The 11,508-nt window shown below is 70.0% G+C and carries 12 protein-coding genes; 6 read left to right on the top strand and 6 right to left on the bottom strand.

Annotation, left to right across the window (positions count from 1 at the left end):
* The first annotated feature begins 40 nt into the window (after window positions 1–40).
* From ACXAID_RS14475 to ACXAID_RS14465, 3 genes are all read left to right on the top strand, one after another.
* Complete coding sequence (locus ACXAID_RS14475) at window positions 41–2,239, top strand: winged helix-turn-helix domain-containing protein (protein ID WP_475022906.1); 2,199 nt, start codon at window positions 41–43, stop codon at window positions 2,237–2,239.
* A gap of 268 nt (window positions 2,240–2,507) precedes the next feature.
* Entirely contained in the window at window positions 2,508–2,858 is a 351-nt protein-coding gene (locus tag ACXAID_RS14470) for a hypothetical protein (RefSeq protein ID WP_475022905.1), read from the top strand.
* A 27-nt stretch (window positions 2,859–2,885) separates the two neighbouring features.
* Entirely contained in the window at window positions 2,886–3,245 is a 360-nt protein-coding gene (locus ACXAID_RS14465; protein WP_475022904.1) for a heme-binding protein, read from the top strand.
* Between the two features lie 2 nt (window positions 3,246–3,247).
* Here the strand turns inward: ACXAID_RS14465 and ACXAID_RS14460 are convergent, their stop codons facing one another.
* Window positions 3,248–3,898 (bottom strand): TetR/AcrR family transcriptional regulator, encoded by a 651-nt coding sequence (locus tag ACXAID_RS14460; RefSeq protein WP_475022903.1) that lies wholly within the window; start codon window positions 3,896–3,898, stop codon window positions 3,248–3,250.
* 49 nt (window positions 3,899–3,947) lie between these two features.
* On the opposite strand from ACXAID_RS14460, the gene ACXAID_RS14455 reads away from it, so the two are divergent.
* Window positions 3,948–5,312, top strand: a complete 1,365-nt coding sequence (locus tag ACXAID_RS14455) for a cytochrome P450 (protein ID WP_475022902.1) — start codon at window positions 3,948–3,950, stop codon at window positions 5,310–5,312.
* A 54-nt stretch (window positions 5,313–5,366) separates the two neighbouring features.
* Window positions 5,367–5,729, top strand: coding sequence for a carboxymuconolactone decarboxylase family protein (locus tag ACXAID_RS14450; protein ID WP_475022901.1), 363 nt, complete (start codon window positions 5,367–5,369; stop codon window positions 5,727–5,729).
* A gap of 6 nt (window positions 5,730–5,735) precedes the next feature.
* On the opposite strand, the gene ACXAID_RS14445 is transcribed toward ACXAID_RS14450, so the two are convergent.
* Genes ACXAID_RS14445 through hglS form a run of 3 tightly spaced genes read right to left on the bottom strand, consistent with a single transcriptional unit; the run spans window position 5,736 to window position 9,362 of the window.
* The gene (locus ACXAID_RS14445; RefSeq protein ID WP_475022900.1) at window positions 5,736–6,542 is read right to left on the bottom strand and encodes an SDR family NAD(P)-dependent oxidoreductase; all 807 of its coding nucleotides are present in this window, start codon (window positions 6,540–6,542) and stop codon (window positions 5,736–5,738) included.
* A gap of 31 nt (window positions 6,543–6,573) precedes the next feature.
* Window positions 6,574–8,133 (bottom strand): L-piperidine-6-carboxylate dehydrogenase, encoded by a 1,560-nt coding sequence (gene amaB, locus ACXAID_RS14440; protein ID WP_475022899.1) that lies wholly within the window; start codon window positions 8,131–8,133, stop codon window positions 6,574–6,576.
* Window positions 8,130–9,362: a 2-oxoadipate dioxygenase/decarboxylase gene (gene hglS / locus ACXAID_RS14435; protein ID WP_475022898.1), complete on the bottom strand. Its 1,233-nt coding sequence runs from the start codon at window positions 9,360–9,362 to the stop codon at window positions 8,130–8,132. Before hglS ends, amaB begins: the two co-directional genes overlap by 4 nt.
* 42 nt (window positions 9,363–9,404) lie before the next feature.
* Between hglS and ACXAID_RS14430 the strand changes: the two genes are divergently transcribed.
* Window positions 9,405–9,863 carry an Lrp/AsnC family transcriptional regulator gene (locus tag ACXAID_RS14430; RefSeq protein ID WP_475022897.1) on the top strand — a complete coding sequence of 153 codons (459 nt, stop codon included), beginning with the start codon at window positions 9,405–9,407 and terminating at the stop codon, window positions 9,861–9,863.
* Between the two features lie 66 nt (window positions 9,864–9,929).
* Here the strand turns inward: ACXAID_RS14430 and ACXAID_RS14425 are convergent, their stop codons facing one another.
* Entirely contained in the window at window positions 9,930–10,244 is a 315-nt protein-coding gene (locus ACXAID_RS14425) for a hypothetical protein (protein WP_475022896.1), read from the bottom strand.
* Window positions 10,244–11,508: HAD-IC family P-type ATPase (locus ACXAID_RS14420; protein WP_475022895.1), on the bottom strand; the 1,265-nt coding region annotated here is incomplete at its 5' end. The genes ACXAID_RS14425 and ACXAID_RS14420, both read right to left, overlap by 1 nt.

Raw genomic sequence — 11,508 nt, 5'->3', positions numbered from 1 at the left:
AACTGGCACACTCGGTCAGAATTCGGAATACGATCGCCCGGTGGTGGCGGGGGACTGGCAGCCGCATGTGCCGGCTGCCACGATCGGGGGACCGCGGATCGCCGAGGGGGTCATCCGCCGTCCCCGGTTGGTGCATCGGCTGCGGGCGGGCCGACACGGTGCCCTCGTGGCCGTCACCGCGCCGGCCGGCTACGGCAAGACCACGGCGGTTGCATTGTGGGACGCCGAGGACGAGCGGCCGTTCGCCTGGATACGCGTGGACAGCCTGGACGAGGACCCGACCCACCTGCTGTTGCACATCGCGACGGCCATTCAGCGCGTCGAGGGTGTCCACAGCGACCTGCTGGGCTATCTGTCCGGGCCGGGGCGGCCCCCGGCCAGCCACCTGGTCCCTGCGGTGGTGCGGTGCCTGGAGGACAGCCCCCCGCTGGTGCTGGTGATCGACGACGCACACGAACTGCGCGTTCCGGACGCGATCGACACGCTGCGGACCCTGATCGACGCCGCGCCGCCGTCGATGACCGTCGTCGTGGTGGGCCGGCACCTGCTGCCCCTCGAGACCGCCCGCCGCCGGCTCGATCGGGCGCTTGTCGAGGTCGGTCCGGCTCAGCTGCGGTTCACCGGCGAGGAGTCCTCGGCTGCCCTGCGGCGGATCAGCGGAGAATACGACGACGCCACGGTGTCGGCCGTCGTCGAGAGCTGCGAAGGGTGGCCGGCCGGGCTCGTGCTGTGCGGGATGGCACTGCGCGACGGTGCCGATGCCGCCTCGGTGTCCGGTCGCCATCCGGTGGTGATGGACTATCTCGTCGAAGAGATACTCGGCCGTCTCGATGGTGACACGGCCACCTTTCTTGTTGAATCCGCTGTGCTGCAGCGCTTCCGGGCGGACCAGCTCGACGCGGTTCTCGGCCGGGAGGATTCCGCCCGGATGTTGGAGTCGCTGTCTGCGTCGGGCAATCTGTTCCTGGTCTCTCTTGACCCGCACCGCCGCTGGTACCGCTACCACCGGCTGTTCGGCGACGTGTTGCAGCGGCGGCTTCGGGTGGCCTCGCCGCGACGGTTTCGCGAACTGGCTTCGCGCGCTGCTGATCTCCTGCAGGGTGAGGGGGACATCGAGGGAGCTCTGGGCTGCGCGGTGGATGCGCAGGACCGCGGCCGCGCGGCCTCGTTGGTGGGACGCGATGCGGTGCGGCTGGGGTTCGACGGCCGGGCCGGGGTGCTTGCCCGGCGTCTGGGGTTGCTGGATTCGCGGACGTTCGCCGAGTACCCGGATGCGGCGATCGCGCGGGCCTGGCTGGGGGTGACGACCGGCGATGCGGAGCTGATTCAGCGCTCACTGCTGCTCGCGCACCGGGCGGATCGCGGGTTGCCGCTGGCCGACGGGACACCGTCGGTGAAGGTGGCCGCCGCACTGCTGGGTTCCCTTGTCGGAGTTGGCGGAGTGCACGATGTGGTGCGCCACGCCGAGGTGGTGTGTGCGGCCGGCGATCATCTGAGCAACCCGTGGTGGGGTGCGGCGACGGTGATGAAGGGCGAGGCCGAATCCATGCTGGGGCATGTGTCACGGGCCAGGGCTCTGTTCGAGGCCGCCCTGACCGTCACCGATGACCTCCCGGGTTTTCAGGCTGTGGCGCTGGCCCATCTGGCTCTCGTCGATCTGGCGGCCGGCGACGACGAGGCCGCCACCGCGCGCAGCGTTTCCGCCCGCGAACTGGCCGACAAGTACGACCTGTGCGATGTGGTGCCGATGGTGGTGGTGTATGCGACCAGCGCGGTGATGTCGGCGCGGTTCGGCGATGTGGACGCCACGCGCGAGGCGGCGGGGATCACCGAGGGTCTGCTACGGCGGCTGGGGCAGCTGGCGGCTCGAACCGCGCTGCTGGGGCACGGGTTGCTGGCCTGGAGTGGTGCGGTGATCGGCGACGCCGACATGATGAGCAGGCATCTCGACGCCGCGCAGTGGGCCCGTCGCCGCGAGCCCGATGCGGTGGCGCTGGCTCAGCGGGTGGACAGGGTGCGGGCAATGGCGGCCGGTGGCACCCGTCCGTTGACCGGTGCCGAGCTGAAACTGCTCCCCCTGTTGGCCACGCACCTGTCGTTGCAGAAGATCGCCGACGAGCTGGTGATCGGCAGGGAGACGGTCAAGAGTCAGGCGACGTCGATCTACCGCAAGCTCGGCGCGGCCTCCCGTGCGGAGGCGGTCAGTGAGGCCAGGCGCATCGGGTTGATCACCGATTGAGCTTGCGGTGGAGGAATTCCTGCGAGGCCCGGAGTCGCTCGGTGGCAGACGACTAGGGGGCGTCGCACCGAGGACCCCGGGGCGGTTCGGACACTACCGCCGCACCGTCGGGCCGGTGGACACTCGGCGCATTCGTCGCGAGGATTTCCCCCGTTGTGGGGGATGAGGTCCGGGTGGCGCATTCTAGGGTTGTCGGTAGGGCTGTGCGGACATGGTGCCGTGTTCGAGGGACCGGGCCACCACCGGCGTCGCGGGGGAGGAGTGGCCGATGCGGTTCGGGTACTGGCTTGTCGTCCCGGTACTGGTGATCCCGACGCTGTCCGGCGCGCCGGCGGCATCGGCTGATTGCACCAGCGCGAGCGGGACGACCATCTGTTCGCAGGGCGAGGTGCGGGGCTCCGACACCGGGGCCGGTCCGGGCACCACGGCGGGTCCTTACGTGCCGTACCCCTGCGACTGGGGCTATTACGCCTGTGACGATCTCTGGAACGGCGGGCTCTACTTCAATGTGGATCCCGGTCTGCCCGGACGCCCAGGTGGCCCCGGGGGTCCCGGTATCGGGGGCCCGGGTGGCCCGGACTTCGGTGGTGGTGGCCGGCCGGGTGGCGGACGTCGATGAGTACGCGCAGCGATCGAGGAGGACAAGATGGGTGACGGGATTCCGGCACGGCGCACCCTGGCGGCCGTGTTCGCCGTCGGTGCCGTGTCGTTGGGCGCCGCGGCGCCGGCCGCGTCGCAGCCGCCGCCGAATTGCTCGTCGGCGGATCTGGCGGGTGTGATGACCGGTGTGCTGGCGGCGACGACGGCGTATCTGTACACCCATCCGCCGGTCAACGAGTTCTTCAGCACGGTCGCCGACCTTCCCCCTGACCAGCGCAGAGTTGCCCTGGCCGAGTTCCTGGACACCAATCCGCAGGTCAAGGCCGAGCTTCAGGGAATCCGGCAGCCGTCGGTGGATTTCCGCAACCGCTGCGGTCGCGAGGTGCCCGAGATCGGCGAGAGCTGAGCTCAGCGCGCCGCCGGTGCCACGGCGTCGGCCAGTGCCGCCGGGATGCCCGGGACCCGGGCGACGGCGTCGAGCAGGCCGTGAGCGCACAGATCGGCGATGAAGTCGGCGTCGAGCGACGGGTCGAGGAGGCGCTGCCGGCACATCTCGAAGGTGAACGCCAGCCAGCCGTAGATCGTCGCGCGCAGGTCGCGTTCGACCTTGGAGTCGATTCCGCCGCCCACCGCCTCGGTGATGCGGTCGATGATGCGATTGGCTTGTCGGTCGTTGTCGATGTCTTCGATTCCGCGCAGCACCGGATCGGAGCGGCCCATCCCCATGTAGGCGGCCCAGGCGCCGTGCGGATGCCCCTCGTCGTAGTGCAGGTAGGCCAGTACGCCGGCGCGGACCTGCCCGAACAGCGTCTGACCGGGCTCGCGCGGGGTGTTGGTGGCCTCGAACAGGCGCTCGCCTTCGGCGCGTACGACGGCGGCGAAGAAGGCGCGTTTGTCCGGAAAGTAGTGATACATCAGGGCGCGGGACACCCCGGCGCGCTCGGCGATCTCGTCGATGCGCACCTCGTCGTAGGGCCGCTGGCCGAACACCTGGGCGCCCAGTGCCAGCAACTCGTTGCGACGATCGTCGGGGGAGAGTCGACGCCGTGGTTCCGCCATGGCACCGATGCTACTTGACACATGTACAACAGCGGCGCAGGGTGGGGTCATGTCCATCGTCGATGACCGGCGCTCGTATCCCAAGTTGCCTCGCCCGGGCCGCCGGATACCGGTCATCGGCGACGTGCTGGCCTTCGACGCGGACACCCCGTCGCAGTCGGCGATGGCTCTGGCGCGTCTCGGTCCGGTCTTCGAGTTCCGTTTCCTCGGGGCGCGCTACGTCGTGGCCGCCGGTCCCGATGCCGTGGTCGAGCTCAGCGACGAGAGCCGGTTCTGCAAACACGTCGGACCCGACATCGAGGCGCTGCGCCTGCTCGGCGGAGACGGTCTGTTCACCGCCTACAACGACGAACCGAACTGGGCCAGGGCCCACGACGTGCTGATGCCGGCGTTCAGTCAGCAGGCGATGCGTCAGTACCACGCGATCATGTTCGACGTCGCCGACGAACTCACCGACCGCTGGGATACGCGCGCCACGGTCGACGTCTCGGCCGACGCCACCCGTGCGACGCTGGAGACGATCGGCCGGTGCGCGGCCGGGCACTCGTTCGGCACGTTCGAGACCGAAACCCCGCACCCGTTCGTCGAACACATGGTGGCAGGCCTCAAGGGGGCCGACCGTGTCGGTGTGTTGCGGCAGACCTTCCTGCCCCGCTGGGTGGCCCACCGCGCCGAACGCGCCGTGGCGGGCCACGCCGAGGCGATGCACCGGATCGCCGACGAGATCGTCGCCGAGCGGCTGCGTGCGGGCCTGGGAAACCACGACGATCTGCTCGAGCTGATGCTGCGCTCCGACCTCGATCCGGCCAACATCCGCTATCAGCTGATCAACTTCCTCGTAGCCGGGCATGAGACGACCTCGGGGGCATTGTCTTTCGCGCTGTACTTCCTGTCGCAGCATCCAGAGGTCGCCGATCGGGCTCGTGCCGAGATCGCCGAGGTCTGGGGTGAGCAGGGCCGGCCCGGATTCGAGCTGATCGCCAAGCTGCGCTACCTGCGCCGGGTGTTCGACGAGGCGCTGCGGCTGCATCCCACCGTCCCCGGCTACTACCGGGCCGCCCGCGAGGACACCGTGCTGGCCGGGGTGCACCCGATGCGCAAGGGAGACTGGGTGCTGGCGATGACGATGTCGCTGCACCGCGACCCGCGCTGGGGGCCCGACCCGGACTCCTTCGACCCGGATCGGTTCGCGCCCGAGCAGGTCAGGGCCCGCCCGGCCGGGCTGTACAAACCGTTCGGGACGGGGCCGCGCTCCTGTATCGGACGGCAGTTCGCCCTGCATGAGGCGGTGCTGCTGCTGGCGGTGTTGTTGCGCCGCTACGACCTGATCCCCGACCCGCAGTACCGGCTTCAGGTCGCCGAGCGGCTCACCCTGATGCCGAAGGACTTTCACCTGACGTTGCGCCGTCGCTGACGCGGTTACTTTCGGCCCTGTTGCCCACCGCGGCACCGGGGAACACTCGAAGGTATGGACGGTGAACAGCATTACCACGACGTGCTTGCCGAGCTGCGGCCCGAGCACCGCGCGCTGCGGCAGATGATCCCGGATGTCTACCAGGGCTTCAACGCGATCAGTGAGGCCGCACTCACCGACGGTGCGCTCAGCCGGAAGGTCAAGGAGCTGATGGCGATGACGATCGGCATCGTGGCCGGCTGTGACGGCTGTATCGCCTCGCACGCGAAGGGTGCGGCGCGCGCCGGTGCATCCGAGCAGGAGGCCGCCGAAGCCATCGCGGTAGGCATCATGATGCACGGTGGACCTGCCACGATCTATGGTGCGCGGGCGTTTTCGGCCTTCCAGGAGTTCGCCGGCAAGACGGTCTCGAGCTGAGCGGGCTCAGCCCCGCAGCGCCCGTTGGTAGCGGCGCATCCCGGTGATCCAGCGGTCGTAGTCGGCGCCCTTGTGCCGGTACATCTCGAGCAGCTCCGGATGCGGCAGCACCATGAACCGGCCGGCGCGCACCGCCGCGAGTGTCGCCGCGGCCACCTCGTCGGCGCTGATCACCGCTGCGGACTGTTCGATCGACGACGCACCGAGTTGTGCATCGGGATCGTCGATACCGCGGATCGTCTGCAGCAGCGTCGTTTCCACTCCGAGCGGGCACACACAGCTGACCCCGATGCCGTCGTCGCCGTAGGTGATCGCCAGCCACTCGGCGAAGCCGACCGCGGCGTGCTTGCTCACGGCGTAGCCGGCCGCCCCGAGTTGGGTGAGCAGGCCGGCCGCCGAGGCGACGGACACGAAGTGGCCCGAACCGGTGGAGCGCCAGTGCGGTATCAACAGCCGGGCGGCGCGGATGTGGGCGCGCAGGTTGACATCGAGGATGACGTCCCAGTCGGATTCGGTTCCCAGGGCGGGTTTTCCGATGACGCCGGCGTTGGCGACGTAGATGTCGACGGGTGCGAACTCTTCGCCGGCCAGCCTGAGCAGGGCCTCGATGTCGGTGGTGTCGGCCGCGTCGGCGCGCAGCGCCATGGCCGCTCCGCCGGCGGCCCGGATCTGCTCGGCGGTGTGCTGGACACCTGGTTCGTCGAGGTCGCCGACCACGACTCGCGCTCCCGCCGCCGCCAGTTGCGCGGCCAGCGCCCGCCCGATTCCCGATGCGCCGCCGGTGACCACGGCGACCTTGCCTTCCAGTTCCATGCCCCGAGTATGCGCCCCGGGCAAAAACGGGTCAGCCGAAGTGGACACCCTGGGCGAGCGGTAGCTCCGAGGAGTAGTTGACGGTGTTGGTCGACCGTCGCATGTAGGCCTTCCACGCATCGGATCCGGATTCGCGCCCGCCGCCGGTCTCCTTCTCACCGCCGAACGCCCCGCCGATCTCGGCGCCGGAGGTGCCGATGTTGACGTTGGCGATGCCGCAGTCCGAGCCCTCGGGGCCCAGGAAACGTTCGGCTTCGCGGATGTCGGTGGTGAAGATCGACGACGACAGTCCCTGCGGCACCGCGTTGTTCAACTCGATGGCCTCTTCGAGGGTGTCGTAGGTCAGCACGTAGAGGATCGGTGCGAACGTCTCGGTGTGCACGATTGCGGACTGCGCCGGCATACGCACGACGGCGGGCTCGACGAAGAACGCCTCCGAGGCGCCCAGGTCGACCCGCTCACCGCCGGTGACCTCCCCGCCTTCGGCCCGGGCCTGCTGCAGGGCGCCGACCATGTCGCGGTAGGCCGTCTCGTGGATCAGCGGCCCGACCAGCGTCGCGGAATCGAACGGATCGCCCACCGGCAGCTGCCGGTAGGCCGACACGATCCGCGACACCAGTTCGTCGGCCACCGACGAGTGCACGATCAGCCGGCGCAGTGTCGTGCAGCGCTGCCCGGCGGTACCGGCCGCCGAGAACACGGTGCCGCGCACCGCCAGGTCCAGGTCGGCTGCCGGGGTCACCACGGCGGCGTTGTTGCCGCCGAGTTCCAGGAGCACCTTGCCGAACCGTTGCGCCACCCGCGGGCCCACCTGCCGGCCCATCCGCACCGAACCGGTCGCCGACAGCAGCGCCACCCGCGGGTCGTCGACGAGACGTTCGCCGACCTCGCGTCCGCCCAGGATCAGCCGGCTCACCGCCGGGGGCGCGCCGACCTCGGCGCAGGCCTGCTCAAGCAGCGCCTGGCAGGCCAGCGCGGTCAGCGGGGTCAGTTCCGAGGGTTTCCACACCACGGTGTCGCCGCAGGCCAGCGCGACAGCGGTGTTCCAGGCCCACACGGCGACCGGGAAGTTGAAGGCGGTGATGACGCCCACCACGCCGAGTGGGTGCCAGGTCTCCATCAGCCGGTGGCCGGGCCGCTCCGAGGCGATGGTCCTGCCGTAGAGCTGGCGCGACAGCCCGACGGCGAACTCGCAGATGTCGATCATCTCCTGCACCTCGCCGGCGGCCTCGGAGGTGATCTTGCCGGCCTCGATGCTGACCAGGGCGGCCAGTGCGGTCTTGTGCTCGACGAGCAGCTGACCGAGCCGCGCCACCAGTGCGCCGCGCACCGGCGCCGGGGTCGTTCGCCAGGACGCGAATGCGGCGGCGGCTTCGGCGATCGCCACGTCTGCCTGCTCGACGGTCGTCTCGGGAAGAGTGAACAGCACGTCGCCGGTGATCGGGGTGCTAGCCGGCAGGGCACCGCCGAGTTCGGCCGGGGCGCCGGGGTCGCCGAGTTCGACCGACGCGCCCACGGCGGCCAGTGCGTCGCGCACGCGGCTGCACAGTTCGTCGGCGGTGGGCAGCGGTGTGGTGACAACGGTGGTCATGAGCAGGAGACTTTCTCGTAGAGGTCGTAGGGATCGTGGATGTGGCGGCCGATCTGGCCGGCCATCCACTGCAGGCTGTAGTGCGATTCGTCGGAGCCGTCGGTGGCGGCGGTGTCGGTGTCGAGATTGGAGCGGAAGATCCCCGCCGCCGAAGCAGGCAGGAAATCTTCGTAGACAACGGGTTTGGCTGGATCGCCGGCAACGTAGTAGGCGAGTCCGGCGGCGGCCATCTCGGTGTCACTGTCCGGAAAGTGCTGATCCCAGACCGCGGCGGGGTCGGGGGCTGCCATCGCCGCGTCGTAGCGTGCCCGGCCGGCGCGGGTCAGCGCCACCCCGCGCTGCTCGACTTCGCCGAAGCGAACCCGCAGCGTGGCCTCGGTGACGGTGCCGTCGGACAGCCGGAACCGGCGCGGCTCGGCCAGCGCCCGAAACGACGTCTGCCGGAGCAGTACCCGGGGCCCGCCGGTGGCGGGCGGGCCCTGAATGTGGTCGATCATGGTGATGCCGCGGGCGGTCATCGACCGTTGCAGTTCGTCGATGTCGAGAACCCGGGGGGTGAGATGGTTGACATGGGTGGTGGTGACGCCGGCGATGTCGGCGGCGACCGCCGACACCTGCGCCAGTTCGTCGTACCAGGCGCGGTCGATCGGTTCTCGCGACAGCGCGAACGCCGACACGGCGTCGGCGACGAACTGGTCGGCTTCCGTCGCCGGGCAGCCGCCGGCCGCGGCGATGCGCAGCGCCCGCGCGATCAACGTGGGGTCGAACAGTTCACGGCGGGTGAGGAACCCGTCGACGCGAGAGCGCAGGTCCGGGTTGAAGAAGCGGCGGTCGGCGGTGGCGAGCATCGAGGTGAACACCCGGAACGGATTGCGGGCCAGCTCTTCCGGGTCGACCGGGCGGAACGCGGTGGACACCACCGGTACCGGGGACGCGGCTTCGCGCAGGTCGTAGTAGCCCACCGGGTGCATCCCGAACGCGGCGAACAGGTCGGCGACCTGGGCCAGTTCGTGGGCATCGCCCACCCGAATGGCGCCGTGACGTTCGGCGGTGACCCGGGACAGTGAACCGAGCCGCTGCGCATCGGTGTGCGTGTCGGCGAATGCGCGGTTCACCTCGGCGCTGGCCTCGACCAGGGTGTGGTAGGCGGGCACCTCGGCGCCGTACATGCGGGCCAGGCCGGCGGCGAATTGCGCCCGTAGCTGCCAGGTTTGGATGGGGCCGGTCACGGCTTCGCCCCCGAGGGTGCCTCGCTCCGATACAGTGCGGCCATGACCGACGTCGAACTCGACGAGATCGACCGCACGCTGGTCCGGGAGCTGGTGGCCGACGGCCGCGCGACGCTGGCCCAGCTGGCCGCCAGCGCCGGGTTGTCGGTGTCGGCGGTGCAGTCACGGGTGCGCCGGCTGGAATCGCGCGGCGTGGTCGCCGGGTACACCGCGCGGATCAACCCGGAGGCGGTCGGTGCCATGTTGTCGGCGTTCGTCGCCATCACCCCTCTCGATCCCTCTCAACCCGATGATGCACCCGCCCGGCTGGAACACATCCCCGAAATCGAGGCGTGCTATTCGGTGGCCGGGGAGGACAGCTATGTGCTGCTGGTGCATGTCGCGTCGGCGCGGGAGCTGGAAGGCCTGCTGCAGCGCATCCGGACCGCGGCCGACGTGAAGACCCGCAGCACGATCATCCTACAGAAGTTCTACAGCGATCGGCGATTCATACCGGAGTAGTTCCTGTTATTGCGCTGCTGTATCGTATTTTATACAGATACTGCGGCTGCTTCGGCGCCCGGGCGGTTAGGAGGTGGTCGCCAGGTCCGTCGCGGGCGCGGCAGCCCGGTCGGCCCGGGCCGAAGCCCCGTCATCGGGTTGCGCGCCGCCGGCGTTGCGCACGGTCAGCGCGTGCCCGACGCCGACGCCCACCGCCACCGGCCAGGGGATGACCTCGGTGGCGGCCAGCGCCCCCAGGACGGTGTAGAACGCCAGGTGCTGCGGCGGCGGCACCGCCACCTTGCCCACCAGGGGCAGCCGGACCGAGAACCTGCGGGCCTCCCGGACCGTCTTCGACGCGTCGTTGTGGTCGGTAACGAATCGGCGAACACTTTCCAACATCAGTTAGGTAACCCTTCCTTCTCGGAGGTTTCGGGGCTAGTCTCCACCTCGTGAGCGACGTACTGCGCGGCATCGGCACCGACACCCTCGTCGACTCCGGTGTGCGCCTGCTGACTCCGGCCATCGAGCACTTCTACACCGTGTTGATGCGCATCGGTGTCATCGACATCGACGACTGACGATCCGAGGCGCCCCGCGACCCGGTCGATCACCACGGGCATCAGGCGGGCAACCCCGCCGGCGACCAGCGCCGCCGTCGCGGCCTGACCCCACCCGAGCGGCCCGACGGGTGTGCAGCCGAACAGTTGACTCACCCCCGGGGTGCCGATGATGCCGGCCATGACGACCAGGGTGCCCGCGTTCGTCGCGATCACCAGCGGACCGTGCGAATCGCTGAGCGTCTGCATCATCTGAGACAGCACCAGCCCGATCATCCCGACGGTCGCAGCGCGGCGCGGCATAACCATCGGCATGGCGGTCACCCAGGCCAGTGTGGCGCTGACGCCGGTGAACACGCCCCGCGCGGCGACGGCCCGCCAGATCGCGGCCTCGTTGTGGCGCACCACGCCGTCATGGGGTACCTGAGCGCTGACCGCGACCGCGGCGGCGGGCAGCGCGTCGGTCAGCATGTTCACCAGCAGCATCTGGCGCGCGGTCAGCGCCGGACGGCCGGTGAGCAGGCTGGTGACGACACCGAAGGCGACCTCGCCGATGTTGTGTCCCAACAACATCGACACCGCCGACTGCACCCGGCGCCACAGCTGTTCGCCCTCGTCGAGGGCCTGCACCAACGCCTCGATCTGGCCGTCGAGCAGCATCACGTCGGCGGCCATCCGGGCGGGGTCGCTGCCGGCCGAGACAACGCCGACCCCCACCGACGCCGCCCGGATCGCGGCGGCGTCGTTGGCGCCGTCCCCGACCATCACGGTGACCAGCTCCGCCGACTCCAGGGCGTGGACGACCTCGACCTTGTGTTCGGGCGACATCCGGGCGAACACGCTGTGCCGCTGGGCGGCCACGCTGCGCTGGTCGGCGGTCATCGACTCCCAGTCGGCGCCGGTGATCACATCCCGCGCAGCCGCCGGGACACCGAGCTGACCGGCGATCACCGCGGCGGTCACCGGATGATCGCCGGTGATCAGCTTCACCCCGATGCCGCGCGACTGCAGCTCGGTCAACAGCGCCCCGGCCCCGGGCCGCGGTGTGTCGGCCAGGCCGAGCAGGCCCAGCGGGTGCAGCTCGGTGCGGCACAGCGCCTCGAACG

Source organism: Mycobacterium sp. ABE4_509, from assembly GCF_056160785.1.
The sequence above is the reverse complement of the archived record's forward strand: the minus strand, read 5'-3'. Positions and strand labels throughout refer to the sequence as shown.